Raw genomic sequence first — 24654 nt, 5'->3', positions numbered from 1 at the left:
CTCGTCAGGCGGGCCAGGTCGCGGGTTCGAAGGGGGTGGGGGTGGGGGTTTGCTCGAGGGTTTTGAGGCGGGTGGTGAGGGTGAGGCGGTTGGCCTTGTCGCGGGCGGCGGCGGGGAGGCCGTCGGACCAGCCGATGAGGGCGGGGAAGGCGGTGGTGAAGAGGGTGCGCTGGGTGCGGGTGAGGTGTTTCCACCACAGGGCCGTGTCGGCGGGGCCGGTGCGGGGGATGTCGGCGGGGTCGACGCCGGCGGTGGTCAGGCGCCGGTAGAGGGCCGGGTCCGTGGTGCGCAGGGCCGTCATCATGAGGCCGGCGGACAGGAGGCGGCCCAGGGTGGCGGCCGGGTCGGGGTCGGGGCGGGTGAGGAGTTCCAGGCGGCGGGTCAGGTCGGCGCGTTCGGCGCGGACGCCGGCCGCCGCCTCGGACAGGCGGCGGGCCGGGGACACCGGCAGGCGCAGGGCGGACAGCCAGGAGGACAGGGCGCGGGAGGCCGCCTCCAGGGAGCCGCCCGCCCGTGACAGCTCGGTGGTCAGGGCGGAGAGGGCGCTCGGGATCGCGGAGCCCACGCCGGGCGGGGCGGGGGACGCCGGGGGCGGGTACGGGACGGCCGGGCGGGGGACGGCCGGGGCGGGGACGGCCTGGCGGGCCAGGGCGTCGGCCTCGTCGAAGGCGCGGGAGAAGGCGGAGCGGATCTCGCGCTGGGCGTCGGCCAGCCGGGCGTGGAGGGCGTTCGCGGCGGGGCCCGCGAGGGCGCCCTCGCCCAGGAGGCGGAAACACCGCGTCAGAGCCGTGCCGTGCTCGCCGGCCAGCGCGGTGATGCGGTGCAGGACGCGTGCCGCCTCGGCCTGCTCCGGTGTCGCTGTGGTCACTCCCCGTCTCCCCCGTCATCGTCACCATCCCCGTCGATCAACGGAGCGTTACTTCCACGTTCCTCTGTGGAGCGGCGCCGGGCATGAGTACTCCTACTCAGATCGGCCGGGGTCGCGGAACGGGTGTCACGAAGGGTGCGGGGCGGGCTACCGTCGTCGGAGAGAAGTTCGCGGACGAAGGGATGTACGGGCAATGGGCGCTGACCGTCGTGGCGGGAACATCGCGCAGATGGAGGAGCTGGCGCGGCTCTTCCAGAAGCACTCCAAGAACCTGGACGCGCTGATCAAGGACCTGAACGGGCGGACCGTCGGCAGCACCGAGATCTGGTGGGGGCCGGGCGCCGACCGCTTCCGGGCGGCGTGGTCGGAGGCCAAGTCCGCGTTCGACAAGATGGCCGTCGCCCTCGAGGAGGGCGGCGCCGACGTCCGGCGGTCGCAGCAGAACATCGAGGCCGCCACCCGCTGAGAGATCGCGAAGGGCCGGGACGCCTCGTGCGTCCCGGCCCTCCGGCGTCAGGCGGTGTAGCCCGGCATCGGGAAGCCGTCCAGGAGGGCGGCGATGTCGGCGGCGATCCGGTCCAGCCGCTCGGGGGCGTCCGCGGCGGCGACGGCCTCGTCGATCCAGGCGGCGAGCTGCGGCATGTGCGTCTCGGTGAGGCCGCGGGTGGTGATGGCGGCGGTACCGAGGCGCAGGCCCGAGGGGTCGAACGGCTTGCGCGGGTCGAACGGGACGGTGTTGTAGTTCAGCTCGATGCCCGCCCGGTCGAGGGCCTGCGCGGCGGGCTTGCCGGCGACCTTCTTGCCGGTCAGGTCGATGAGGATCAGGTGGTTGTCGGTGCCGCCGGAGACCAGGTCGAAGCCGCGGGCGGTGAGCGCCTCCGCGAGGGCCTTCGCGTTCGCGACGATCTGGTGGGCGTAGGCGGCGAAGGCCTCGGTCGAGGCCTCCTTGAGCGCGACGGCGATGGCGGCCGTCGTGTGGTTGTGCGGGCCGCCCTGGAGGCCGGGGAAGACGGCCTTGTCGATCGCGGAGGCGTGCTCGGCCGTGGTCATGATCATGGCGCCGCGGGGGCCGCGGAGGGTCTTGTGGGTCGTCGTGGTCATCACGTCCGCGTGGCCCACCGGGGACGGGTGGGCGCCGCCCGCGATCAGGCCCGCGATGTGGGCGATGTCGGCGACCAGGACGGCGTCGACCTCCCGGGCGATCTCGGCGAAGGCCGGGAAGTCGATCGTCCGGGGCACCGCGGTGCCACCGCAGAAGATCACCTTGGGACGCTCCTTGCGGGCGAGGTCGCGGACCTCGTCCAGGTCCACCCGGCCGGTGTCGGCGCGGACGCCGTAGCGGACCGCGGAGAACCACTTGCCGGTCGCCGAGACCGGCCAGCCGTGCGTGAGATGGCCGCCCATCGGCAGGGACATGCCCATCACGGTCTCGCCGGGCCGCAGGAAGGCCAGGTAGGCCGCCAGGTTGGCCGGGGAGCCGGAGTACGGCTGGACGTTGGCGTGGTCGGCGCCGAACAGCGCCTTGGCCCGCTCGATCGCCAGGGTCTCGATCGGATCGACGAACTGCTGGCCCTCGTAGTAGCGGCGGCCGGGATAGCCCTCGGAGTACTTGTTGGTGAGGACGGTGCCGGTGGCCTCGAGGACCGCCCGCGACACGTAGTTCTCGGACGCGATCAGCCGGATCTTGTCGTGCTGCCGCTTCGCCTCGCCCTCGACCAGAGCGGCCAGCTCGGGATCCGCCGCGGTCAGGGTGGGAATGGTCGGCTGGTGCATGGCGCACGCCTTTCGGGAGCCTCGCCGCGGCACCCAGGCGCGCGGTGCCAGGCTGGTTCGCTCCCCGGTGGTTCTCCACCTTGACTGCGCCAGTCGCTGTTGCGGTCGAAGTGTAGCCGAGAAGGGTAGAACGATCTTTATGGACCTCACCCTGATCCGGCACGGCGAGAGCACCGGCAACGTGGCCCGGGAGCTCGCGATGCGCTCCGGCGCCGAGATCATGGACATCCCGGAACGGGATCCCGACATCCCCCTCTCCCAGCGCGGGGTGCGGCAGGCGCAGCTCCTCGGCCGCTGGCTGGCCGCCCAGCACCCGCCCGACCTGGTGCTCTCCTCTCCCTACCTGCGGGCGCTCGAGACCGTCAGGACCGCCACCGGGCACCCGGGCATCAGGATCGACGAGCGGCTGCGCGACCGCGACATGGGCGCCCTCTACCGGCTGACCCCGGCGGGCGTGAAGGCCCGCTTCCCGCACGAGTACGACCTGAAGGAGTCGGTCGGGAAGTTCTACTACCGGCCGCCCGGCGGCGAGTCGTGGGCCGACATGGCGCTGCGGCTGCGGGCCGTCCTGTCCGACCTGCCCCGCGACTCCCGCATCCTGATCTCCGCCCACGACGCGGTGATCATCCTGATCCGCTACATCGTCGAGGGCCTGTCCGAGGCGGAGATCATGGAGATCGAGAAGCTTCCCGTGGCCAACTGCTCGATCTCCCGCTGGGTCGACGGCAGGCAGGTCATGTTCAACGAGGTCTCCCACCTGATTTGACTCTCCCTCCGCTGGAGACCCGAGGCTTCTTCCATGGACGACCTGTTCACGATCGGCCGGCTGGCCCGGAGCACCGGGGTGCCGGTGAAGACCATCCGGTTCTGGTCCGATCTCGGCCTGCTCCCGCCGGTCGAGCGGACCGACGGCGGCTACCGCCTGTTCGACGCCGCCTCGGCGGCCCGGCTGGACCTCATCCGCACCCTGCGGGGCCTCGGCCTCGACCTGGAGACGGTCCGGAAGATCGTGGACGAGCGCAGCACCCTGGCCGAGGTGGCCGGGGAGCACGTGCGCGCCCTGGACGCGGAGATCCGCATCCTGGAGCTGCGCCGGGCGGTGCTGCGCTGGGTCGTCGCCCATGGAAGCGACGAGAAGGAGACCAGACTCATGCACGACCTCAGCCTGCTGTCCGCCGCCGAGCGGCAGCAGATCATCGACGATTTCGTCGACGAGGCGTTCGCCGGGACCGAGACGGCCCCGCACATCGCCGCCGCGATGCGGAAGATGAAGTCGGAACTGCCGGCGGAGCCGACCTCGGCTCAGGTCGAGGCCTGGGTGGAGCTGGCCGGGCTGGTCAGCGACGCCGCGTTCCGTGCCAGGGTCCGGGAGATGGCCGTCGCCGGGACCGGCGAGGACCCGCGGGCCGAGGAGTGGACCCGCGAGTTCGGCCTGATCCACGAGCACGCCGCGCCCGCCCACGCCAGGGGGATCGACCCCGCCTCCGAGGAGGGCCAGCGGATCCTGCTGCGGGCCCTCCGCCCGGACATGACCCGCGCGGAACGGCACGAGCGCGCCGACCGGATCGACCTGTTCAACGACGCCAGGGTCGAGCGCTACTGGCAGCTCATGGCGATCCTCAACGGCGAGGAGCCCATTCCGGCGCAGTCGGGCGTCTACACCTGGTTCACCACCGCCCTGCGCGCCGGGGCCTAAGGAACGGCGAAGCTTCGGGCGATCAGTTCGGTGCAGCGGTCGGCCAGGGCCTCGGCCGTGGAGTCGAGGCGGCCGGCCAGCCAGGTGGAGATGAGGGCGCCGACACCGCCGACGCAGTAGAGGGCCTCGACCCGGGTCTGCTGCGCGGTGGCGGCGGCGACCTGCACCGCCAGGGTGTCGGCCAGGTCGATCAGGGCGTCGTGCCGCCGGGACTCCAGCGCCGGGCTGCCCGCGGGATCGGTGAAGGCCACGGTCGCTTTGCGCGGGTCGTCGCGCAGGGCGGTGAGGAGCGCGGTGAGCATCGCGTGCATGATCTGGCGCGGCTCGCCCCGCCACGGGACGGCCAGCATGACGGCCGCGAGCCCGTCCCTGACCTGGTCGAACACGGCCAGGAGCAGGGCGTCCCTGTCGGCGTAGGACTCGTAGAAGTAGCGGTCGGTCAGCCCGGCCCGTGCGCACACCCCGCGCACCGTGACGCCCGACCAGCCGAGCTCGCCCCACAGGTCGAGCCCCGCGGCGAGCAGCCGCTCGCGCCGTTCGGTGGTGCGTTCTTCCGGGGAACGGCCCCGGTAGGCCCTGGTACCCATCGGAAGCAGTCTGCCCCACCATCTTGACGACAGACGTCCTCAGAATTGAGAGTGGGGGCATGTTCGGTGCATTCGAGCCCCTTCTGGAAGAACACGACTACGCCGTCCGCGAGATCGAGGGCACCGTCCCCGAGGAGCTGCGCGGCACCCTGTACCGGGTCGGCCCCGGCAAGTGGCAGGTCGGGAGCACCCCCCTCGACTGCCTCTTCGACGGCGACGGCATGGTCTCCCGCTTCACGATCGCCGACGGCGGGATCACGTTCCGGAACCGCTACGTGAACACCCCCAACTACCGGGCCCGGACGATGAGACGTCCCGGCGTCGGCTCCCCCGTGCCCGGCCAGCGGTACCCGCTGCCGCCCGCCAACACGGCCAACACCAACATGAGCTTCCACGCGGGCGACCTGCACGCCCTGTGGGAGGGCGGACGGCCCTACCGCCTGGACCCCGACTCCCTCGACACGTTCGGGGAGCACGACTTCGACGGCCGGCTGAAGGGCCTCGGCGCCTGGTCGGCGCATCCGCGCTGGTGCCCCGAGACCGGCGAGCTGTTCAACTTCGGCACCCGCTTCTTCCCGACGCCGGGCCTCAACTGCTACAAGGTCTCCCCCGGCGGCGAGCTCACGCAGCTCGCGAGCCTGCGGTTCAAGAAGATCGGCTGGAACCACGACTTCGCGCTGACCTCCCGGCACCTGGTCTTCGTGCTGTCGCCGATGCTGCCGCGGCTGGGGAAGATCATGCGCGGGGGCAGTTTCGTGGACGCCCTCGACTACCGGCCCGAGCTGCCCACCCGCTTCGTGCTCGTCCCGCGCGAGGGCGGGAAGGCCCGGATCGTCGAACACGACGCGCTGATCTGCACCCACATCACCAACGCGTACACCGACGGCGACGACACCGTGGTCGAGCTGATCGAGTACCCCGACTTCGACCGCCTGATGCGGGACATCCAGAACTTCCGGGACACCTTCCACGAGCCCCGGCCCAACCGGCTGATGCGCTACCGCATCACCGGCTCCAAGGTCATCGCCGAGGAGATCACCTCGATCCCGTGCGAGCTGCCGCAGTACGACTGGCGGCGCTCCACCCTGGAGCACCGCTACAGCTACCTGAGCGCCGGCGACTCGGGCCTCTACGACCAGATCGTCAAGATCGACCACCGGACGGGCCGAACCCTCGCCCCCCGGCTGGCCGACCTCGTCGGAGAGCCGATCTTCGTGCCCCGCTCCCCCGACGCCGCCGAGGACGACGGCTGGCTGCTCGTCGTGACCTACGACGCCGCATCCCACCGATCCCGCCTGGTCATCCTGGACGCCCGCGACCTGTCCACCCTCGCCACCGCCCATCTGGAGCACCATCTGCCGTTCGGATTCCACGGCACCTTCACCCGGCGCGTTCCCTCCTGACGCATCGCCGCCCGGCCGCATATCGTTGAGGCGTGGTCAGGTTCACCGGGCGGGCCGAAGCGGGCACGGAGCAGTGGGACCTCGTCCGCTTCGAGGTGCCCGAGGGCGTCTCCCGGATCACCGTCAGCCGCGCCTACGAGCGGTTCTCGACACCGGAGTCACCGGCCCCGAACGTGCTGGACCTCGGGCTCATCGGCCCCGGCGGGGAGTTCCGCGGCTGGTCGGGAGGGGCCCGCGACACCTTCACCGTCTCGGCCTCCGACGCCACACCGGGGTATCTCGCGGGGCCGATCCCGCCCGGGACCTGGGCCGTCGCGCTCGGCCCCGTCGTGTTCGCCGCGGCGGGCATGGCGTGGGAGATCCTGGTCGAACTCGGGACGGGGCCGTCCGGGCGGCCGTTCGAGTCCTGCCCGGCCCCGGCCGAGGTTCCCGGCCGCGGTCCCGGCTGGTACCGGGGCGACCTGCACGTCCACACCGTGCACTCCGACGGCGAGCGCACGCCGGGCGAGCTGGCCGCCGCCGCCCGCGCCCGGGGGCTGGACTTCCTCGGCTCCTCCGAGCACAACACCAACGCGGCCAACCGGGTGTGGGGGGCGTCGGCTCCGCCCGGGCTCCTCGTGCTGCCCGGTGAGGAGGTGACGACCCGGCACGGCCACTGGCTGGCCGTCGGGCTGCCGCCCGACCTGTGCGTCGACTGGCGGCACCGGCCGGGCGACGGCCGGTTCGCCGCGCTCGCGGGGGAGGTCCGGATGCGCGGCGGGGCGGTCGTGGCGGCCCATCCGACGCTGCCCGTCCCGGGGGCGGCCTGGCGGTTCGGGTTCGGCCAGGTCGACGCCATCGAGGTATGGAACGGTCCATGGACCGTGGACGACCATTTCGCGGTCGAGGTGTGGGACAGCCTGCTGCGCTCGGGCCGCCGGGTGACGGCCATCGGCAACAGCGACTCCCACAAGCGCTCCGACCTCGTCGGGCTCCCCCAGACCGCCTACCACGCCGACGCCCTGTCCGCCCGGGCCGTCATCGCCGCCCTCAAGCGGGGCCGCTGCTACCTGGCCGAGTCCGCGGCCGTCTCCCTCACCTACCGGAGCGTCCTCCCGGGCGACACCCTGACGGCCCCGGCCGAGGTGACCGCCGAGATCGAGGGCGCGCCCGGCACGATCCTCACCCTGCACACCGCCCGCGGAACGGTCGCGGCCCGGCACGTCCCCTCCTCCGGCCGCGCCGCCGTCACCTGGCGCGCCGCCGATCCGGCGGAGCTGTTCGTGCGGGCCGAGGCCCGCCTCCCCGAACCGGCGGCCACCACGTTCTCCCGGCTCGTCGCGCTGGCCAACCCGGTCTGGATCAGCTGAGCGGTCCCCCGCTCGCCAGGCCGGGCGGGGCCGCCGCCAGCGCGGTCCTGATCGCCTCGATCAGCGCCAGCGCCGACTCCTCCGTCAGCTCGACCGCGACCCGCGCGGACGGCCCCAGCTCGGGGTTGGTGAAGTCGATGTTGACCGTGTGCTCGTGCCGGGCGTGGAAGGGGTGGTCGACGTAGACGGCCGCCCTGGTGCAGGGGAACCATCCGGTCGCGCCCTTGGCGCTGCCGTCCATCGTCGCGAACTCTGTGACATAAGTGCACATTCAGGGCCTCAGGTGCTCGTCGAAGAAGGCGAAGACGCGCCGCCAGCCGTCCATGGCGGCGGCCGGGCGGTAGCTGGGCCGGTCCACGGCGAAGAAGGCGTGGGCGGCCTCGGGGTAGATGTGGAACTCGTGTGCCTTGCCGTGCCGCTCGAGCTCGCGCTCCAGCTCGCCGACCTCCTCGGGAGAGGGGTACTTGTCCTCCGCTCCGAACAGGCCGAGGACGGGACAGCGCAGGTCGGGGATCAGGTGCACCAGCGAGGACACCGCCAGCGGGAAGTTCTCCGGCGGCTCGCCGACGACGAAGGCCCCGTAGCAGTCGACGGCCGCGTCGAGATCGAGGGAGCAGGCGGCCAGGAAGCTCTGGCGCCCGCCGGAGCAGTGGCCGATCGAGCCGACCCTGCCGTTGGAGTTCGGCAGTCCGCGCAGATGGGCCGCGGCCCCCGCGACGTCGCCGAGCAGCCGGGCGTCGGGGACTCCGCCGGCGGCGCGGGAGGCCGCGGCCGCGTCGTCGGGCGCGGCGCCGGGGGCGTCCCGCCAGTGCAGGTTCGGCATGATCGCGGCATAGCCGTGCGCCGCGAAGGTGCGGACCATCTCCTTGGTCGCGTCGTCGTAGCCGGGCATGTGATGGATCACCACGACCGAGCCGTGCGGCTCGGGCGCGAGAGGCCTCGCCAGATAGGCCTCGATCTCGTCTCCGCCGTGCCCCGCGAGCGGGACCGTGCCGGCCGTGAAGGCGTCCTTGCTCTCGATCTTCACCATGCTCTCTGCCTACCAGAAGCGGGCGTCTTCCGTTCGCCCCGGGGTGCGGGGTGCGGAATGATGTCCGTGACCTTGGAAGCTGATGTTGGGAGAGCTCATGCGCACCTTCGCCGACCTGGGCGAGTTCGCCGCCGCCACCGGGGAGAACCTCGGCCACAGCGAATGGCAGGAGATCACCCAGGAGCAGGTGAACCAGTTCGCCGAGGCGACCGGCGACCACCAGTGGATCCACGTCGACCCCGAGCGGGCCGCGACCGAGAGCCCCTTCGGCGGCACGATCGCCCACGGCTACCTGACGCTCAGCCTGGTCACCGCGCACGTCGTCCAGATCTTCACGATCGAGAAGCTGACCATGGTCGTCAACTTCGGCCTGAACAAGGTCCGCTTCCACACCCCGGTGACGGTCGGGTCGAAGGTCCGCGCGACGGCCGTCCTGCTCGACCTCAAGAACTCCCCCGCAGGCAAGCTCGGCACCATGAAGGTCAGCATCGAGATCGAGGGGCAGCGCCGACCGGCGTGCGTCGCCGAGGTCCTGGCCCTCTACCGCGACAGCTGAGCCGCCGCGCCGCGCTCGGCCGGGAGGCCGGGCTCAGGCCAGGAGGTCGAGCTCGGTCCCCGCTCCGGTCCTGAGCGCCTCGGTGCGGGCGAGCCAGGCCAGGCACAGGTCCTGCCACGGCAGGCCGACCGGCGCGTAGACCGACAGCGGGCCCGCGGGCGCAGGTCCGTCCATCACCTCCCGGAACTCCCGCACCGGCAAATCGGGGAGCGCGCGCAGGACGCCCGAGGCCCGGGACAGCCCGGCATCGTCGACGATCACCTCCGCGGCTCTCAGCAGGTCGTCGGCGAGCTCGGCCTTACCCGGCTCGTCCGCGCCCAGGCTCGTGAAGTGCAGGCCCGGACGGGCGTTCTCGAGGCCCAGCAGCGGCTGCCTGGACCACGTGGCCAGGATGACCAGGTCGGCGGCCTCGGCGACCTCCCCCGGGGTCGCGGCGGTCCTGCCCCCGTGGCGGGCGGCGAAGGACACCGCACGGGCCGGATCGGCGTCCTGGACGACCAGCCCGGGCCAGGTCCGCAACCGGGCCAGACCCGTGATCACCAGCTCGGCCTGGGCGCCCGCCCCGATCACCCCGACCGTGCCGCCCTCGCGAGACAGGCGGTGCGTGGCCAGGGCCGCGGACAGCCCGGTCCGCCAGGCGGTGAGGGTCGCGGAGTCGAGCAGCGCCAGCAGTTCCCCGTCGACGCCGCTGTACAGGCAGATCACGCCCCTCAGGGCCGGGACGGCGCCGGGGAACTTCGCGTTGACCTTCACCGTGTAGGCCTCGATCCCGGGGAGCAGACCGGGCATCAGGACCATCGCCGTGCCGGGGAACGGCAGGTCCGCGCGGTGGCGGCTCCCGGCGGCGGGGGCGGCGCGGAAGCCGTCCGCCAGCGCCTTCAGGCAGGCCGCCGGGTCGAGGACGGCCAGCAGGTCACTTCGGGTCAGCAGGCGGGTCACCCTGATCATTCTCCCGCTTCACCAGATCGACCTTCTTCCGGGCGTGCTTCTTCTGGTTCTTGTCGATCTCGTTGAGCGCGACGAAGATCGCCACCACGATGGGGCCCCAGAACTTGGCGGTGTGCAGGATCGCCGAGAGCCAGCCCGGCAGGGCCCAGTCGGGCAGGTCGAAGGACGGGACGGGGATGTCCGGCAGGTCGATCCTCGGCAGGTGCCAGTCGGGGAGGTCGATGGCCGGGCGGGGGATGCGCTCCAGCAGCGGCTGGAGGATCAGCTTGATGATCGCCCCGATGCCCAGCACGCCCAGGGCGATCTGGCCGGCGGCCCCCGCGACGTGGCGGGCGGCGAACAGCACCGGCCGCTCGCGCTCCCAGCGGTCCCGCCTGGCCAGCAGCGTGCCGGGGGGCGGGACGAACCTCAGCGGTTCCTCGCCCGCCTCGGCCCTGATCTCCTTGATCTCGTGCCGGAGGTTCCAGCGGACCTTGATCTTGATGCCGTCGTGCTCGAGCTTGGCGGCGTCCAGCTCGCCCTTGGCCTCGGCGACCCGCTCGCCGTCGGCGAACAGGACGGCGCGGTCCCCGATGAGGCCGAGGGACGACGACTCGATCTCGTAGTGCCGTCCCTCGTGCTCCAGGAGGTAGCGGTCCGGGGCGGCCGGGTGACTGATCATGCCTCCACGGTAGGTTCCGCGGAGCCGTGATCACTTCGGCCGGGGAGACGAACCGGTCTCCACCCTGCGATGGAGCCCGGCCCGTCCTCCGGATCGGCCCGCCGGTCAGTCCAGGGCGCGCAGCGCCTCGGAGATCGCCCGGTGGAAGGTCGGATAGGCGTAGATCATGCTCTCCAGGGTCTTCACCGGCACCTGGGCGTGGACGGCCACGACGAGGGCGCTGAGGACCTCTCCGCCGGTGGGCCCGGCGGAGGTCGCGCCGACGAGGACGCCGTCGGCCTCGACGACCTTGATGAACCCCTCGGCCTGGTGGATCCAGCCCCGGGTGGAGTCTCCGAGCCTGGTGATGCCCGTCCGGACCTTGAGGCCCTTCTCCCTGGCCTGCCGCTCGGTGAGGCCGACCGCCCCGATCTCGGGGTCGGTGAAGGTCACCCGGGGCAGGGCCCGGTAGTCGGCCGGCGGTCCGTCCTGTCCGAGGATGTCCTTGACCACGATCGCGGCCTGGTACATCGAGATGTGGGTGAAGGCGCCCTTGCCGGTGACGTCGCCGACGGCCCAGAGTCCCTCGGCGGCGCGCATCCGCTCGTCCACCGGGATGGTCCTGGCGGAGGGGTCGAGCCCGGCCGAGGCGACGCCCAGTGCCTCCAGATCGGTGAAACGCCCCGCCGCGACCAGCAGCCGCGACGCCCTCAGCACCTCGTCGCCCGCGTGGACGGTGATGGTGCCCTCGGGCCCTCCCCCGCTCTCGTGGCCGACGAAGCCGACCTTGACCCCGGTGCGGACCTTGATGCCCTCGGCTTCGAAGGTCTCGCGCACCAGCTCGCCCGCCTCGGGCTCCTCCAGCGCCAGCAGCCTGTCGGCGGCCTCGACCACGGTGACCTCGGCGCCGAACCGGCGGAACACCTGGGCCAGCTCGAGGCCGATGGCACCGCCGCCCAGGACGATCAGGGAGTCCGGGATCTCGGTGGCCTTCACGATGTCGCGATTGGTCCAGTAAGGAACGTTCCGCAAGCCCTCGATGGGCGGGACGGCCGGTGCCGTGCCCGGGTTCAGCACGACGCCGCGCCGGGCCCGGAACACCCTGTCGCCGACCGTCACCTCGCGTTCGCCCGTGAGGCTGCCGTAGCCGCGCACGAGGATCCCGCCCTTGCCCGTGAACCGGTCGGCGGCGACCTTGTCGTCCCAGTCGTCGGTGGCCTCGTCCCGGATCCGGCCGGCGACCTTCGACCAGTCGGGGGCCACCTCCGCCGACCCCGCCAGATCGCCGATCCGCCGGCCCTCGGCCAGCAGGTCGGAGGCGCGGATCATCATCTTGGACGGCACACACCCGAAGTACGGGCACTCCCCGCCGACCAGCCGGGACTCGACCCCGACGACCTTCAGCCCCGCCTCGGCGAGCCGCCCCGCGACGTCCTCGCCGCCGGGACCCATTCCTACGACGACGACGTCGACTTCTTCAACTTCAGCCATGGATCACCCCTACCCCGAGCCCGGACCCTCGATCATCCGGATCTCCCCATTGTCCCCCAGATGATCTCAGCCGGTCAGTGGTCGTCTCCCGAGACGCAGAACTGGTTGCCCTCGGGGTCGGTGAGGACGGTCCAGACCAGGCCGGGGACCTCGTGGTCCGCCACGACCTCGGCACCGAGGCCGACGAGCCGGGCGACCTCCTTCTTCCGGTCGTCGGCCTTGAAGTCCACGTGCCACCGGTTCTTTCCGGGGGTCGGATCCTCGACCTTCTGGAAGCCCAGCGCGATCGGCCCGCCGGAGACGAGCAGGAAGAATTCGTAGTCGGCGGTGATCTCGCCGCCGGTCGCCTCGGCCCACCACCGGGCCAGCTCGCGCGGTTCGAGCGAGTCCATCGTCACTGTCACTGGTGTGATCGCCATGTCCTGAACGCTACCCAAGGGCACTGACAGAACGCGGGCCGCGCGGAACGCCGAAGGCCCGGTCCCCTCGGGCAGGGGACCGGGCCTTGGAAAAGATCGCTAGCCGCGGGCGGCGGAGGCCATGGCGGCCTGCACCAGGCGGCGCTTCTCGCGGAGCTTGCCGAGCGCCTCGTCCAGTATGGCCTGGCCGTCGGCGTCGGAGCGGCGCTCCTTCACGTACGCGAGGTGGGTCTTGTACGGCTCGTTCTTCGGAGCGGCCGGGGGGTTGAGCGAGTCGGTGCCCGCGGGCAGACCGCATCGCGGGCAGTCCCAGGTCTCGGGGACCTGGCAGTCGCTGGCGAAGCTGGGACGGGTCTCGTGCTTGTTGGCGCAGTAGAAGCTGACGATGACGCGGGGGGCGGCCTCGCCGCGCTCCGCCTCGCCCATCGGGCCGGCGCCGACCCTGCTGCCGCGAATGGCACTGCCACTAGCCACGGACTACTCCTTGAAGAATCATCCGCACCAGGAACAACATGCCCTGGCGCGTCGGTGGAACGAAGGGGGATCTAGGGGGCTCAGGCCTGCGACTTGAAGAGGATGCCCAGGACCACGATCGCGACGAACCAGATGCTGCCGGTGCCGATCGTCAGGCGGTCCAGGTTGCGCTCGACCACCGAGGAACCGCCGAGGGAGGAGGAGATGCCGCCGCCGAACATGTCCGACAGGCCTCCGCCCTTGCCCTTGTGCAGCAGCACGAGCAGGACCATGAGGAGGCTCGTAATGATCAGCACGATGGAGGTTGCAAGAATCACAGCAGTCTGCGCCTTCTGAGAGCCGTCCCCGCCGGGTCCGGCGGGGTTCTTCTGAATAGTAGGACGGCGAGCAGGCGTAAAGGTTTACCTGCTGCCGTCAAGGGTACGACGAACCAGCCCGTGGTTCAGCAGAACCTACATGACAACGGGCAAGGTTTGGATCAACTCACCACCGAATGATCCCGGTATCGGCAGATCTTGACGAATTCCACCGCGTCCAGAGCCGCTCCTCCCACCAGTCCGCCGTCCACGTCCGGCTGAGCCATGATCCCGGCCACGTTACCCGACTTCATGGACCCCCCGTACAGCACGCGGACCGCATCGGCGACGTCGGTGTCGTACAGCTTCGCCAGGCGTTCGCGGATCGCCCCGCAGACCTCCTGCGCGTCGGCGGGGGTCGCGACCTCGCCGGTGCCGATCGCCCAGACGGGCTCGTAGGCGATGACGACGGTCCTGGCCTGCTCGGTCGTCAGCCCGGCCAGCGCCCCGTCGACCTGGGCGAGGGTGTGGGCGACGTGCTCGCCGCTCTTGCGGACCTCGAGTCCCTCGCCGACGCAGATGATCGGGGTGATCTCGCTGGCCAGGGCGGCCTTGGCCTTGGCGTTGACGAGCTCGTCGGTCTCGTTGTGGTACTCGCGGCGCTCGGAGTGGCCCACCGTGGCGTAGGTGCAGCCGAGCTTGGCCAGCATCGCTCCGGAGATCTCGCCGGTGTAGGCGCCGGCGGAGTGCCGGGAGACGTCCTGGGAGCCGTACTTGATCTTGAGTTTGTCGGCGTCGCAGAGCGTCTGGACCGAGCGGATGTCGGTGAACGGCGGCAGCACCGCGATCTCGACCGCTTCGAAGTCGGCGTCCTTCAGCGCGAATCCCAGCTTCTGGACGAGCGCGATCGCCTCGAAGTGGTTGTTGTTCATCTTCCAGTTGCCGGCCATGAGGGGTTTGCGGGCCATGGTTCAGTCCTCCAGCGCTTCGAGTCCGGGCAGGGTCTTTCCTTCGAGGTACTCAAGGCTGGCACCGCCGCCGGTGCTGATGTGGGAGAACGCGCCCTCGTCGAACCCGAGGGTCCGGACGGCCGCGGCCGAGTCCCCGCCGCCGACGACCGTGAAGGCGTCGGAGTCGATCAGGCCCTGGGCGACGGCGCGGGTGCCGCCGGCGTAGGGCCGCATCTCGAACACGCCCATCGGGCCGTTCCAGAAGATGGTCTTGGCGTCGGCGAGCTTATGGGCGAACAGCGCGCCGGAGTCGGGGCCGATGTCCAGGCCGAGCCGGTCGGCGGGGATCGCGTCGGCCTTGACCACGTCGTGGTCGGCGTCGGCGGCGAAGGCCGCGGCGGCGACGATGTCGGTCGGCAGGACGAACTCGACGCCGCGCTTCTCGGCCCTGTCCAGGTAGTCGAGGACGACGGGGATCTGGTCCTCCTCGAGCAGGGACTTGCCGACCTCGTGGCCCTGGGCCTTGAGGAAGGTGAAGACCATGCCGCCGCCGATGAGGATCCGGTCGGCGGTCTCGAGCAGGTTGTCGATCACGCCGAGCTTGTCGGAGACCTTCGATCCGCCCAGGACCACGGCGTAGGGCCTGGCCACGTCGGTGGTGAGCTTCTTCAGGACATCGACCTCGGTGGCGATCAGACCGCCGGCGGCGTGCGGGAGGCGCTGCGGCACGTCGTAGACCGAGGCGTGCTTGCGGTGCACCGCGCCGAAGCCGTCGCCGACGTAGAGGTCGGCCAGCCCGGCGAGCTTCCCGGCGAACGCGCCGCGCTCGGCGTCGTCCTTGGCGGTCTCGGCGGCCTCGAACCGCAGGTTCTCCAGCACCAGGACCCGTCCGGGCTCGAGCTCTCCGGCCCTGCGCACCGCATCGTCCCCGACGACGTCGCCCGCGAGGACGACCTCGGTGCCCTCCAGCAGCTCACCCAGGCGCGCGGCCACGGGCTTCAGCGAAAGGCCCGGCACGACCTCCCCCTTGGGACGCCCGAGGTGCGAGCACACGATGACCGCCGCACCGGCCTCCAGCAGGCCCCTGATGGTCGGCAGCGCGGCACGGATCCGACCGTCGTCGGTGATCGCACCGTCCTTGAGCGGAACATTGAGGTCCGAGCGGACCAGCACCTTCTTGCCACGGACGTCGAGATCGTCGACGGTCTTCATCCTCAGTCCTTACGGGTCAAAGCGGCGGAGGGGGGATCATGCTGAAACGGCCCCTCCGCTACGACGAGCGAAGGGGCCGGAACGTGCCTTAGAGCGAGGAGCCGACGAGCTTCACGAGGTCGACGAGGCGGTTGGAGTAGCCCCACTCGTTGTCGTACCAGCCGACGACCTTGACCTGGTCGCCGATGACCTTGGTCAGGCCCGAGTCGAAGATGCAGGAGGACGGGTCCGTGACGATGTCCGAGGAGACGATCGGGTCCTCGGTGTAGGTCAGGTAGCCCTTGAGGGGGCCCTCGGCGGCGGCCTTGAACGCGGCGTTGACCTCTTCGACCGTGGTCTCGCGGGCGAGGGTGACGGTCAGGTCGGTGGCCGAGCCGGTGGGGATCGGGACGCGCAGCGCGTAGCCGTCGAGCTTGCCGTTGACCTCGGGGACGACCAGGCCGATGGCCTTGGCCGCACCGGTGCCGGTCGGCACGATGTTCAGCGCGGCGGCGCGGGCACGGCGCAGGTCGCTGTGCGGCGCGTCCTGGAGGTTCTGGTCCTGGGTGTAGGCGTGGATCGTGGTCATGAGACCGCGCTCGATGCCGAAGGTGTCGTTCAGCACCTTGGCCAGCGGGGCCAGGCAGTTGGTGGTGCAGGAGGCGTTGGAGATCACCGTGTGGGCGGCCGGGTCGTACTTGTCGTCATTGGCGCCCATGACGATGGTGATGTCCTCGTTCTTCGCCGGAGCGGAGATGATGACCTTCTTGGCGCCGTTGTCGGCGTGGACCTTGGCCTTGGTCGCGTCGGTGAAGAAACCGGTCGACTCGATCACGATGTCGATGCTGTGGTCGCCCCACGGCAGATTGGCGGGGTCGCGGTCGGCGTAGACCTTGATCGCCTTGCCGCCCACGATGATCTCGCCGGCACCGGCCTTCACTTCCTCGGGGAAGCGGCCCAGGATGCTGTCGTACTTGAGCAGGTGCGCGAGGGTCGCGGTGTCGGTCAGGTCGTTGACCGCCACGATCTCGATGTCAGCACCGCTGGCCTTCACGGCGCGGTAGAAGTTGCGGCCGATCCGGCCGAAGCCGTTGATGCCTACTCGGATGGTCACGACTCTCCTCGTACTTCGCGTCTACGTCGGGGGTTCGCCCGCCCACTAGTGGACCTTACCGAACCCCACTGATGATCAACTCCACTGGTACGGGTGAAGGAGGGGTGATGGCACTACCCCGGACCAGGGGTTTTCTCTCACCACTCTAGTGGTCTAGACAGAATTGGTATAGAGGATTGGTCTAGACCATGAGTGTGAGCTGGACCCCTTTCACGCGACGGCCCCGCAAGATCCAAAGGACATTGCGGGGCCGGCGGGTGAATACTAGGGAACGAGCATGTCCGGAGTGAGATTCGCCTCGGTGCCCGGAAGACCGAGATCGGACGCGCGCTTGTCGGCCATCGCCAGCAGGCGCCTTATGCGCCCGGCGATCGCGTCCTTCGTGAGCGGCGGCGCGGCGAGCTGGCCGAGCTCCTCCAGGGATGCCTGCTTGTGCTCGAGACGCAGCCTTCCGGCCGCGATCAGGTGCTCGGGGGCGTCCTCGCCGAGGATCTCCATCGCCCGCGCGACCCTGGCCCCGGCCGCGACCGCGGCACGGGCCGACCTGCGCAGGTTGGCGTCGTCGAAGTTGGCGAGCCGGTTGGCGGTGGCCCTGACCTCGCGGCGCATCCGCCGCTCCTCCCAGGCCAGCACGCTGTCATGGGCGCCGAGCCGGGTGAGCAGCGCCGAGATCGCGTCACCGTCGCGGACCACGACCCGGTCCACGCCGCGGACCTCGCGCGCCTTGGCGTGGATCTTGAGCCGCCGGGCGGCGCCGACCAGCGCGAGCGCCGCCTCGGGCCCCGGGCAGGTCACCTCGAGCGACATCGACCGGCCGGGCTCGGTCAGCGAGCCGTGCGCGAGGAACGCACCCCGCCAGGCCGACTCCGCGTCGCAGGCCGCCCCCGCGACGACGTGCCTCGGCAGCCCCCGCACCGGACGGCCGTTGTTGTCGATCAAACCGGTCTGCCGGGCCAGCGACTCTCCGTCGCGGATCACCCGCACCACGTACCTGTTGCCCTTGCGCAGCCCGCTCGGCGCGAGCACGATCACGTCGGACGTGTGGCCGAACACCTCGGCGATGTCCTTGCGCAGCCGGCGCGCCGCGGCCCCGGTGTCGAGCTCCGCCTCGATCACGATCCGGCCGCTGACGAGGTGCAGGCCGCCCGCGAAACGCAGGATCGTCGACACCTCGGCCTTGCGGCAGCACGGCTTCATGATGGGCAGCCGGCTGAGCTCGTCCTTCACCACGCCGGTCATCGCCATGGGCAACCTCTTCTTCCCCCGCCAGCGCGCGGCTGACCCCGCGCGTCCACCAACTGGTCCAGTTTCTCTGATCCCTGAGGGATCAGAGGCCACTAGCGAAGATCTGTACGAAAGCTTGGGCGAGCAACGCCGGATCATGACGGGGTGATCCGTCGGTCGCCGCGATCGCCGCCAGCTCGAGGCGGCCGCCCATGGAGTGGACGGCCTTGTCGAGGGCGTCGGCGTCCTCGACCACGCCCGAGTCGGCCAGGACGACATCGATCCGCAGGTCAGGGGCGTGCGCCTGGAGGACGTCGAGATGGGCCTGCTGGGAGAAGTCGTCGGTCTCCCCCGGCTGCGGCGCCAGGTTGAGCGCCACGACCCGGGTCGCCTTGGTCTCGATCAGGGCCCGCTGCAGCTCGGGGATCATCAGATGGGGAAGGACGCTGGTGAACCACGATCCGGGGCCGAAGACCACGTAGTCGGCGTCGCGGATGGCCGACAGCGCCTCGGGAGAGGCCGGGGCGTCCTGCGGCACGAGGGAGACGCCCAGCACCTTGCCGGGGGTCATCGCGCAGGCGACCTGCCCCTTCACCTGGGTGACCTCCAGCGGGTAGAGCGGATCGGCGCCCTGGACGTCGGCGACGATGTCCAGCGGCACCGTCGACATCGGCAGGACCCTGCCCTGCGCTCCGAGCAGGCGTCCCACCCAGTCGAGGCCCTCGACGGCGTCGCCCAGCAGCTCCCACAGCGCGACGATCAGCAGGTTGCCGACGGCGTGCTCGTGCAGATCGCCCTCGGTCCTGAACCGGTGCTGGACGACCTCCGCCCAGGTCTGGCCCCACTGGTCGTCGCGGCAGAGGGCGGCCAGCGCCATCCGCAGATCGCCCGGCGGGATCACGCCGAGCTCGCGCCGCAGACGGCCGCTGGAGCCGCCGTCGTCGGCCACGGTGACGACCGCGGTCAGCCGGTTCGTCACCCTCCGCAGCGCGGAGAGCGATGCGTGAAGACCGTGGCCGCCGCCCAGCGCGACCACTCGGGGATCGTTCACCCTCGTCCTATTCCCTGCCGAGGTCGCGGTGGGCGACCTGGACGTCGATGGCCTCGTCGCGCAGCCGCTGGCCCAGTTGCTCGGCCATGGCCACGCTGCGGTGCTTGCCGCCGGTGCAGCCCACGGCCAGGGTCACGTAGTGCTTGCCCTCCCGCTCGTATCCGGCGGCCAGCAGCCGCAGGACCTCGGTGTAGGCGTCGAGGAACTCCTTGGCCCCGCGCTGGCTCAGCACGTAGTCGCGGACGGGGGCGTCGCGGCCGTTCTGGGGGCGCAGCTCGGGGATCCAGTGCGGGTTGGGCAGGAACCGGCAGTCGACGACCAGGTCGGCGTCCACGGGCAGGCCGTACTTGTAGCCGAAGGAGACGACCGTGGCGCGCAGGCTGGACTCGCCGTTGGTGTCGCCGAAGAACCCGACGACCTTGGCGCGCAGCTCGTGCACGTTGAGGCTGGAGGTGTCGATGACCAGGTCCGCCTCGGCCCGGATCTCCAGCAGCAGGGCGCGCTCGCGGGCGATGCCGTCGACGACCCGGTTGTCGCCCTGGAGCGGGTGCGGGCGGCGGACGTTCTCGAACCGGCGGACCAGGACGTCGTCACTGGCCTCGAGGTAGACCACGCGCGGCCGGACTCCGCGCGACTCCAGCTCCTCGATCGAGGTGTGCAGGTCGGAAGTGAAGCCGCGGCTGCGGACGTCGACGACGACGGCGATCCGCGGGACGGCGTCCTGGACCCGTCCGCCGAGGTCGGCCATGGTCGCCAGCAGGCCGGGCGGCAGGTTGTCGACCACGAACCAGTCCAGATCCTCCAGCGCCTTGGCGGCGGTGGAGCGGCCCGCGCCGGACATGCCGGTGACGATGACGATGTCGGGTATGTACTGGCCAGGTGTCATGTCGTTTCCCCCCGTAGGCTTGCCAAAATGGTCTGCGCGGTGCGGAGGCCGATGCCGGGGATCTCGGCGATCTGCTCGGGTGAGGCCTCCTTGAGCCGCTGCACCGATCCGAAGTGCTTGAGCAGCGCGGTCCTGCGGGCCGGCCCCAGTCCCGGCACGTCGTCGAGCTCGCTGACGGTCATGGTCTTGGAGCGCTTCGCCCGGTGGAAGTTGATGGCGAACCGGTGCGCCTCGTCCCGGACGCGCTGCAGCAGGTACAGGCCCTCGCTGGTGCGGGGCAGGATGACCGGGTCCTCGTCCTCGGGCAGCCACACCTCCTCCAGCCGCTTGGCGAGGCCGCAGACGGCGATGTCGTCGATGCCGAGCTCGTCCAGGGCCCGCTGGGCGGCGGCGACCTGCGGCGGGCCGCCGTCGATGACGAGCAGGTTCGGCGGGTAGGCGAACTTGCGCGGCCGGCCGGTCTCGGGATCGAGCGGCTGGTGGGCGGCGCTGTCCGCGGCACCCTCGTCGGTGTCGCCGAACCCGTAGGACGACAGGACCCCGCCCGCGTCGTCGGTGGCGATCGCCTCGGGCGAGAGGTCGCCCGCCTTCTGCGACTCGGCCAGGTACCGCTTGAACCTGCGCGTGACGACCTCGTGGATGGACCGGACGTCGTCCTGCCCCTCGACGGTCTTGATCGAGAACCGGCGGTACTCGGACTTGCGGGCCAGGCCGTCCTCGAAGACGACCATGGAGGCCACGACGTTGGTCCCCTGGAGGTTCGACACGTCGAAGCACTCGATCCGCAGCGGCGCCTGGTCGAGCTCGAGGGCGTCCTGGATCTCCTGGAGGGCCTTGCTGCGGGCGGTGAGGTCGCTGGCCCTGCGGGTCTTGTGCTGCTTGAGCGCCTCGTGGGCGTTGCGGGCCACGGTCGCCATCAGGTCCTTCTTGTCGCCGCGCTGCGGGACCCGGATCCTGACCTGGGCGCCGCGCTTCTCGCCGAGCAGCTCCTGCATGGCCGGGGTCTCGGGCGGCAGCTCGGGCACCAGCACCTCGCGCGGCACGGAGTCGGACTCGCCGTAGGCCTGGAGCAGGAAGTCCTCGACGAGGTCGCCGGTGGAGGGCTCCTCGACCAGATCGACGACCCAGCCGCGCTGGCCCCTGATCCGCCCGCCCCGCACGTAGAACACCTGGACGGCGGCCTCGAGCTGGTCGCGGGCGAAGGCGATCACGTCGCAGTCGGTGGAGTCGCCCAGCACGACGGCCTGCTTCTCCAGGGCGCGTTCCAACGCCTTCATGTCGTCGCGGCGGCGGGCCGCGGTCTCGAACTCCTCGACCTCCGCGGCGGCGAACATCTCCTCTTCGAGGCGCTTCATGAAGCGGGTGGTGGTGCCCGCCATGAAGTCGCAGAAGTCCTCGGCGAGGGCGTAGTGCTCGGCCTCGTCGACCCGGCCGACGCACGGCGCGGAGCACTTGCCGATGTAGCCGAGCAGGCAGGGCCGGCCGATCTGGCCGTGCCGCTTGAACACCCCGGCGCTGCAGGTGCGCACCGGGAAGACCCGCAGCAGCAGGTCGACGGTCTCGCGGATGGCCCAGGCGTGGGAGTACGGGCCGAAGTACCGCACGCCCTTGCGCTTGGCCCCGCGCATGACCGTGACCCTGGGGTAGTCCTCGTTCAGGGTGACGGCCAGGTAGGGGTAGGACTTGTCGTCGCGGTAGCGGACGTTGAAGCGCGGGTCGAACTCCTTGATCCAGGAGTACTCGAGCTGGAGCGCCTCCACCTCCGTGCCCACGACGGTCCACTCGACCGAGCAGGCGGTCGTGACCATGGTCTGGGTGCGCGGATGCAGGGTCGCGTAGTCCGCGAAGTAGGAGTTCAGCCGCTGCCGGAGGCTCTTGGCCTTGCCGACGTAGATGACCCGGCCGTGTTCGTCGCGGAACTTGTAGACCCCCGGCGATTCAGGAATGGAACCGGGGGCCGGTCGGTAAGTCGCCGGATCTGCCACGCGGCCCAGCCTAACGGCCGCGGGTGACACTCAGGAGATGATCTCGATCTCGCCGCCCTGGACCCTGATCTTCCTGGCCGGGAGCGCCTTGCCCGCGGGGCCGTCCACGACGGAGCCGTCGGCCACGGCGAACTTGCTGCCGTGGCAGGGGCAGTTGATCGTCCCGCCCTGAACGTCGCCGACCGTGCAGCCGGCGTGCGTGCAGACGGCGCTGAACGCCCTGAAGACCCCCTGCTTGGGCTGGGTCACGACGATCTTGCGGTCCTTGAAGATCTTGCCGCCGCCCACCGGGATCGCGGCGGCCTTGCCCAGCGCGCCCGCGCCCGCGGCGGCGGGCTTCTTCGCGCCCGGCTTCGCGGAGCTCGCGGCGGGGTCGTCCGTGTCGCCCTCCGGGGCGGCTCCGTACCCGCCGGGGTCGTCCGAGCTCGCTCCGCCGCAGGCCGCCGCGGCGACCCCGATCAGCCCGAGCCCGAGCAGGAGCTCGCGCCGGGAGCCCTTCTCCTGCGTGCTGCCGACTTCCGGTACGGACTCCATCACATGACTCCTCTGTGCCTGCCTGCGCTGACACAGAGGAGCACGTACGGAACGGGCCGGAGGGTTCAGATCTCCCGCGGGGAAGATCGGGCCGGGGAAGATCAGGCGCCGATGACGGCGCCGTCCTTCACCTGGACCGGGTACTCCTTGAGCGGCTTGGTGGCCGGGCCCTTGGTGACCGACCCGTCGGCGGTCTTGAACTCACTGCCGTGGCAGGGGCAGACGGCGAGGCCGTCGGCGGGCGCGGAGACGGTGCAGCCCTGGTGGGTGCAGATCGCGGTGAAGGCCTTGAAGGTGCCCGCCGCCGGCTGGCTGACGATCACCTTCAGCGCCCGGTTCAGCTTGGCCCCGCCGACCGGCACGTCGGCCGTCTTGGCGAGCTCCTTGCCCGCCAGGTCGGTGGCGCCTTCGCCGGAGTCCCCGCCGCATCCCGCCAGCGTCGCCGTACCTGCCAGGCCCACGATTCCGAGCGCGGTCCGCCGCGTCACTTCTTCACCCATGGCCCCATCTTCTCAGTAACGGACCGTCCCGCTCGTCGCCCTCCTCGTGCCGGTGAAGACGTGCGGTCGCCGCCCTTCCCCGTCGGCTCCCTCGGCGATCCTCGGCGCGCCGGAACCCTGACTCCGCGAGGTCCCGGTTCAGGGCGCCAGTGCCTGGAGGACGCCGATTGAGGCGAGCACGGGGACGTCCCAGGGGATCGGGCGCGGCCCCGCCTGGTCGGGCCGCGAGGTGTAGCCGCCGTCGGGGTTCTGGCGGGCCAGGAGGTAGCCGAGACCCGCCCGGTGGGTCGGCGAGGCGGGCCAGCGGCGGGTGCAGGACAGGGCGTAGGCGGTGCTGATGGGATCGCTGGGGTCGCCGGGGCGCTGGCCCCAGCCGCCGTCGAGGTTCTGGGTGCTCATCAGGCGGCCCGCCGCGGTCGTGATCGCCCGGGTGACGGCCGGGCCGGGGCAGGGGATCCGCGCCAGGGCCGCGAGGGTGCGGAAGACGGCGTTGGTCTCGGCCAGGCTCCAGCCGCACTCGAAGGTGCCGTCGGGCCGCTGGGCCGCCAGGAGATGGGCGGTGGCCGCCCGGAACGTCCCGGAGTGCTCCACCGGGTCGAGGGCGCCGAGCGCGCCCGCGGTCATCGCGAGTTCGGAGTCGTGGCCGCGCAGGAAGGTCGGGAACCCGCCGTCGGGACCGGCGATCTCGGTCAGGTAGTTCCCGGCGGCGGCGATCTCGGCGGCGTACCGCTCGGGCGACAGGGCGCGCAGGAACTGCAGGCAGTAGGAGGTGTCGTCGACGTCGGCCTGGGCGACGCCCTCGGCGTAGGACCAGCCGCCGCCGGGCCGCTGCCGTCCGGCGAGGTAGTCGCCCATGGCGAAGGTGCGGTCGAGCGGAACGGTCCGCGCGGCGTGCAGGGCGAGCCCCGCGGTGACCGTGCAGAACACCTCCATTCCCGCCACGAAGGGCACGCCGCCGTCGTCGTTCTGGGTGGCGAGCACGGCGGCCAGGCCCTCGGCCGCCAGCCGGTGGCCGGGGACCTCCCGGTTGAGCGCGATCACCGCCAGCAGGTGGGCCAGCACGTGCCCCTCCCACACCGGCTGGAGGCTCCCGTGCTCCAGCCGGTCGGTCAGGAAGGCGAGCGATCCCGGACGGTCGCCGTGGTGCAGCAGGTCCAGCGCGCAGAGGGTCAGCTCGACCCAGGAGGCCTGGCCGCGGAAGGGGATCGGCGGGACGGCAGGGAACGGGACCGCGCCGAGCACGGCCAGGACCCCGGTGAACATCAGGCGCTTGCGCGGCGCGGTGAAGTGGTCGAACCCGTCCAGCCAGGCCAGTGCCCGCTCCGGATCGGGGGCCGCGCCCAGCGCCGCGGCGGCCAGCATCCCGTCGAAGCCGTCCGGTGGCGCCGGATGGCCGCGCAGGTAGGAGAGCAGCCGCTGGCGGTGCTCGGGGAACAGTCCCGTCTCGGTGACGGCCACCAGGGCGAGCGCGGACTCCAGGACCCGGCTGCGGCAGCGGTCCCTGACGGCTCCGTCGCCGGAGACGCGCTCCAGCAGATGGTCCACCAGGAGCGCGCGGGCGTCACGGACGCCGGATCTGGCCAGAACCGCCATTTCGCTCATATCAACTCCGTTCCTCGAATGATTCGACGATCTTCAGATGGCGGGAGCGCGCCCGGGAGTTCCCGCGCCCGTTGTCCGGGTCCGGTC

Annotated in this window: 27 protein-coding genes and 1 riboswitch; of the genes, 6 read left to right on the top strand and 21 right to left on the bottom strand. The window is 71.4% G+C overall.

Translation table 11 applies throughout. The annotated features are described in order from the left end of the window. Nucleotides 1-4: 4 nt before the first annotated feature. Entirely contained in the window at nt 5-868 is an 864-nt protein-coding gene (locus ABD785_RS31575; protein WP_344835617.1) for a hypothetical protein, read from the bottom strand. 193 nt (nt 869-1061) lie between these two features. On the opposite strand from ABD785_RS31575, the gene ABD785_RS31570 reads away from it, so the two are divergent. Then, on the top strand, nt 1062-1334 hold the full coding sequence (locus ABD785_RS31570) for a WXG100 family type VII secretion target (protein WP_344835615.1): 273 nt from the start codon (nt 1062-1064) through the stop codon (nt 1332-1334). 47 nt (nt 1335-1381) lie between these two features. On the opposite strand, the gene ABD785_RS31565 is transcribed toward ABD785_RS31570, so the two are convergent. Further along, entirely contained in the window at nt 1382-2641 is a 1260-nt protein-coding gene (locus ABD785_RS31565) for a serine hydroxymethyltransferase (protein ID WP_344835613.1), read from the bottom strand. A 24-nt stretch (nt 2642-2665) separates the two neighbouring features. Next, a riboswitch (ZMP/ZTP riboswitch) is annotated at nt 2666-2748 on the bottom strand. Between the two features lie 32 nt (nt 2749-2780). On the opposite strand from ABD785_RS31565, the gene ABD785_RS31560 reads away from it, so the two are divergent. Together ABD785_RS31560 and ABD785_RS31555 are read left to right on the top strand one after the other, a co-directional pair. Beyond that, on the top strand, nt 2781-3407 hold the full coding sequence (locus tag ABD785_RS31560; protein WP_344835611.1) for a histidine phosphatase family protein: 627 nt from the start codon (nt 2781-2783) through the stop codon (nt 3405-3407). A 33-nt stretch (nt 3408-3440) separates the two neighbouring features. Next, nucleotides 3441-4337 (top strand): helix-turn-helix domain-containing protein, encoded by an 897-nt coding sequence (locus ABD785_RS31555; protein WP_344835609.1) that lies wholly within the window; start codon nt 3441-3443, stop codon nt 4335-4337. Here ABD785_RS31555 and ABD785_RS31550 read toward each other — a convergent pair. Then, on the bottom strand, nt 4334-4924 hold the full coding sequence (locus ABD785_RS31550) for a TetR/AcrR family transcriptional regulator (RefSeq protein WP_344835607.1): 591 nt from the start codon (nt 4922-4924) through the stop codon (nt 4334-4336). The two genes, ABD785_RS31555 and ABD785_RS31550, sit on opposite strands and share 4 nt — an antisense overlap. A 59-nt stretch (nt 4925-4983) precedes the next feature. Here ABD785_RS31550 and ABD785_RS31545 point away from each other — a divergent pair, with 59 nt between their 5' ends. Then, nucleotides 4984-6327, top strand: a complete 1344-nt coding sequence (locus tag ABD785_RS31545) for a carotenoid oxygenase family protein (RefSeq protein WP_344835605.1) — start codon at nt 4984-4986, stop codon at nt 6325-6327. Nucleotides 6328-6359: 32 nt separating this feature from the next. Then, nucleotides 6360-7676, top strand: coding sequence for a CehA/McbA family metallohydrolase (locus ABD785_RS31540; protein ID WP_344835603.1), 1317 nt, complete (start codon nt 6360-6362; stop codon nt 7674-7676). On the opposite strand, the gene ABD785_RS31535 is transcribed toward ABD785_RS31540, so the two are convergent. Together ABD785_RS31535 and ABD785_RS31530 are read right to left on the bottom strand one after the other, a co-directional pair. Continuing rightward, nucleotides 7669-7947, bottom strand: coding sequence for a DUF6295 family protein (locus tag ABD785_RS31535; protein WP_344835601.1), 279 nt, complete (start codon nt 7945-7947; stop codon nt 7669-7671). The two genes, ABD785_RS31540 and ABD785_RS31535, sit on opposite strands and share 8 nt — an antisense overlap. Beyond that, complete coding sequence (locus ABD785_RS31530) at nt 7948-8706, bottom strand: dienelactone hydrolase family protein (RefSeq protein WP_344835599.1); 759 nt, start codon at nt 8704-8706, stop codon at nt 7948-7950. An 82-nt stretch (nt 8707-8788) separates the two neighbouring features. Here ABD785_RS31530 and ABD785_RS31525 point away from each other — a divergent pair, with 82 nt between their 5' ends. Continuing rightward, complete coding sequence (locus tag ABD785_RS31525; protein WP_344835597.1) at nt 8789-9262, top strand: MaoC family dehydratase; 474 nt, start codon at nt 8789-8791, stop codon at nt 9260-9262. A 33-nt stretch (nt 9263-9295) separates the two neighbouring features. Here the strand turns inward: ABD785_RS31525 and ABD785_RS31520 are convergent, their stop codons facing one another. The 16 genes from ABD785_RS31520 to ABD785_RS31445 all read right to left on the bottom strand — a co-directional run bounded on the left by ABD785_RS31520 (nt 9296) and on the right by ABD785_RS31445 (nt 24567). Beyond that, on the bottom strand, nt 9296-10210 hold the full coding sequence (locus ABD785_RS31520; protein ID WP_344835595.1) for an ornithine cyclodeaminase family protein: 915 nt from the start codon (nt 10208-10210) through the stop codon (nt 9296-9298). Continuing rightward, the gene (locus ABD785_RS31515) at nt 10176-10871 is read right to left on the bottom strand and encodes a hypothetical protein (RefSeq protein ID WP_344835592.1); all 696 of its coding nucleotides are present in this window, start codon (nt 10869-10871) and stop codon (nt 10176-10178) included. The genes ABD785_RS31520 and ABD785_RS31515 overlap by 35 nt, the downstream gene beginning before the upstream one ends. Nucleotides 10872-10976: 105 nt before the next feature. After that, nucleotides 10977-12341: a dihydrolipoyl dehydrogenase family protein gene (locus ABD785_RS31510; protein WP_344835590.1), complete on the bottom strand. Its 1365-nt coding sequence runs from the start codon at nt 12339-12341 to the stop codon at nt 10977-10979. 74 nt (nt 12342-12415) lie between these two features. Continuing rightward, nucleotides 12416-12760, bottom strand: a complete 345-nt coding sequence (locus tag ABD785_RS31505) for a VOC family protein (RefSeq protein ID WP_344835587.1) — start codon at nt 12758-12760, stop codon at nt 12416-12418. 99 nt (nt 12761-12859) lie between these two features. Beyond that, nucleotides 12860-13234: an RNA polymerase-binding protein RbpA gene (locus ABD785_RS31500; RefSeq protein ID WP_344835584.1), complete on the bottom strand. Its 375-nt coding sequence runs from the start codon at nt 13232-13234 to the stop codon at nt 12860-12862. A gap of 80 nt (nt 13235-13314) precedes the next feature. Further along, nucleotides 13315-13551, bottom strand: a complete 237-nt coding sequence (gene secG, locus ABD785_RS31495; RefSeq protein WP_344835582.1) for a preprotein translocase subunit SecG — start codon at nt 13549-13551, stop codon at nt 13315-13317. A gap of 161 nt (nt 13552-13712) precedes the next feature. Continuing rightward, on the bottom strand, nt 13713-14498 hold the full coding sequence (tpiA, locus tag ABD785_RS31490) for a triose-phosphate isomerase (RefSeq protein ID WP_344835581.1): 786 nt from the start codon (nt 14496-14498) through the stop codon (nt 13713-13715). A gap of 3 nt (nt 14499-14501) precedes the next feature. Continuing rightward, nucleotides 14502-15692, bottom strand: coding sequence for a phosphoglycerate kinase (locus ABD785_RS31485; protein WP_344835579.1), 1191 nt, complete (start codon nt 15690-15692; stop codon nt 14502-14504). An 88-nt stretch (nt 15693-15780) separates the two neighbouring features. After that, a complete protein-coding gene (gene gap / locus ABD785_RS31480) occupies nt 15781-16785 on the bottom strand; it encodes a type I glyceraldehyde-3-phosphate dehydrogenase (protein WP_344835577.1) in 1005 nt (334 codons plus the stop codon). Between the two features lie 264 nt (nt 16786-17049). Then, the gene (whiA, locus tag ABD785_RS31475) at nt 17050-18030 is read right to left on the bottom strand and encodes a DNA-binding protein WhiA (protein WP_344835576.1); all 981 of its coding nucleotides are present in this window, start codon (nt 18028-18030) and stop codon (nt 17050-17052) included. Between the two features lie 82 nt (nt 18031-18112). Next, a complete protein-coding gene (locus tag ABD785_RS31470) occupies nt 18113-19060 on the bottom strand; it encodes a gluconeogenesis factor YvcK family protein (protein WP_344835575.1) in 948 nt (315 codons plus the stop codon). Between the two features lie 7 nt (nt 19061-19067). Further along, a complete protein-coding gene (gene rapZ, locus ABD785_RS31465) occupies nt 19068-19946 on the bottom strand; it encodes an RNase adapter RapZ (RefSeq protein WP_344835574.1) in 879 nt (292 codons plus the stop codon). After that, nucleotides 19943-21931, bottom strand: a complete 1989-nt coding sequence (gene uvrC / locus ABD785_RS31460) for an excinuclease ABC subunit UvrC (RefSeq protein ID WP_344835572.1) — start codon at nt 21929-21931, stop codon at nt 19943-19945. Before uvrC ends, rapZ begins: the two co-directional genes overlap by 4 nt. 30 nt (nt 21932-21961) lie before the next feature. Next, complete coding sequence (locus tag ABD785_RS31455) at nt 21962-22465, bottom strand: Rieske (2Fe-2S) protein (protein WP_344835569.1); 504 nt, start codon at nt 22463-22465, stop codon at nt 21962-21964. Between the two features lie 101 nt (nt 22466-22566). After that, nucleotides 22567-22965, bottom strand: coding sequence for a Rieske (2Fe-2S) protein (locus ABD785_RS31450; RefSeq protein WP_344835567.1), 399 nt, complete (start codon nt 22963-22965; stop codon nt 22567-22569). 138 nt (nt 22966-23103) lie between these two features. Continuing rightward, nucleotides 23104-24567: a prenyltransferase/squalene oxidase repeat-containing protein gene (locus ABD785_RS31445; protein ID WP_344835565.1), complete on the bottom strand. Its 1464-nt coding sequence runs from the start codon at nt 24565-24567 to the stop codon at nt 23104-23106. Nucleotides 24568-24654: the final 87 nt, after the last annotated feature.

The sequence above is a fragment of the Actinocorallia longicatena genome, from assembly GCF_039534125.1.
Lineage (GTDB): Bacteria > Actinomycetota > Actinomycetes > Streptosporangiales > Streptosporangiaceae > Actinocorallia > Actinocorallia longicatena.
The sequence above is the reverse complement of the archived record's forward strand: the minus strand, read 5'-3'. Positions and strand labels throughout refer to the sequence as shown.

Excerpts from the sequence above, each read along its gene's own strand:
- ABD785_RS31565 (WP_344835613.1), bottom strand. The coding sequence starts at position 2,641 with ATGCACCAGCCGACCATTCCCACCCTGACCGCGGCGGATCCCGAGCTG.
- ABD785_RS31515 (WP_344835592.1), bottom strand. The coding sequence starts at position 10,871 with ATGATCAGTCACCCGGCCGCCCCGGACCGCTACCTCCTGGAGCACGAG.
- ABD785_RS31455 (WP_344835569.1), bottom strand. The coding sequence starts at position 22,465 with ATGGAGTCCGTACCGGAAGTCGGCAGCACGCAGGAGAAGGGCTCCCGG.
- ABD785_RS31560 (WP_344835611.1), top strand. The coding sequence starts at position 2,781 with ATGGACCTCACCCTGATCCGGCACGGCGAGAGCACCGGCAACGTGGCC.
- tpiA (WP_344835581.1), bottom strand. The coding sequence starts at position 14,498 with ATGGCCCGCAAACCCCTCATGGCCGGCAACTGGAAGATGAACAACAAC.
- ABD785_RS31550 (WP_344835607.1), bottom strand. The coding sequence starts at position 4,924 with ATGGGTACCAGGGCCTACCGGGGCCGTTCCCCGGAAGAACGCACCACC.
- ABD785_RS31520 (WP_344835595.1), bottom strand. The coding sequence starts at position 10,210 with ATGATCAGGGTGACCCGCCTGCTGACCCGAAGTGACCTGCTGGCCGTC.
- ABD785_RS31450 (WP_344835567.1), bottom strand. The coding sequence starts at position 22,965 with ATGGGTGAAGAAGTGACGCGGCGGACCGCGCTCGGAATCGTGGGCCTG.
- ABD785_RS31570 (WP_344835615.1), top strand. The coding sequence starts at position 1,062 with ATGGGCGCTGACCGTCGTGGCGGGAACATCGCGCAGATGGAGGAGCTG.
- ABD785_RS31505 (WP_344835587.1), bottom strand. The coding sequence starts at position 12,760 with ATGGCGATCACACCAGTGACAGTGACGATGGACTCGCTCGAACCGCGC.
- ABD785_RS31525 (WP_344835597.1), top strand. The coding sequence starts at position 8,789 with ATGTTGGGAGAGCTCATGCGCACCTTCGCCGACCTGGGCGAGTTCGCC.
- whiA (WP_344835576.1), bottom strand. The coding sequence starts at position 18,030 with ATGGCGATGACCGGCGTGGTGAAGGACGAGCTCAGCCGGCTGCCCATC.
- ABD785_RS31530 (WP_344835599.1), bottom strand. The coding sequence starts at position 8,706 with ATGGTGAAGATCGAGAGCAAGGACGCCTTCACGGCCGGCACGGTCCCG.
- rapZ (WP_344835574.1), bottom strand. The coding sequence starts at position 19,946 with ATGACACCTGGCCAGTACATACCCGACATCGTCATCGTCACCGGCATG.
- ABD785_RS31510 (WP_344835590.1), bottom strand. The coding sequence starts at position 12,341 with ATGGCTGAAGTTGAAGAAGTCGACGTCGTCGTCGTAGGAATGGGTCCC.
- ABD785_RS31535 (WP_344835601.1), bottom strand. The coding sequence starts at position 7,947 with ATGTGCACTTATGTCACAGAGTTCGCGACGATGGACGGCAGCGCCAAG.
- ABD785_RS31555 (WP_344835609.1), top strand. The coding sequence starts at position 3,441 with ATGGACGACCTGTTCACGATCGGCCGGCTGGCCCGGAGCACCGGGGTG.
- ABD785_RS31545 (WP_344835605.1), top strand. The coding sequence starts at position 4,984 with ATGTTCGGTGCATTCGAGCCCCTTCTGGAAGAACACGACTACGCCGTC.
- ABD785_RS31485 (WP_344835579.1), bottom strand. The coding sequence starts at position 15,692 with ATGAAGACCGTCGACGATCTCGACGTCCGTGGCAAGAAGGTGCTGGTC.
- ABD785_RS31445 (WP_344835565.1), bottom strand. The coding sequence starts at position 24,567 with ATGAGCGAAATGGCGGTTCTGGCCAGATCCGGCGTCCGTGACGCCCGC.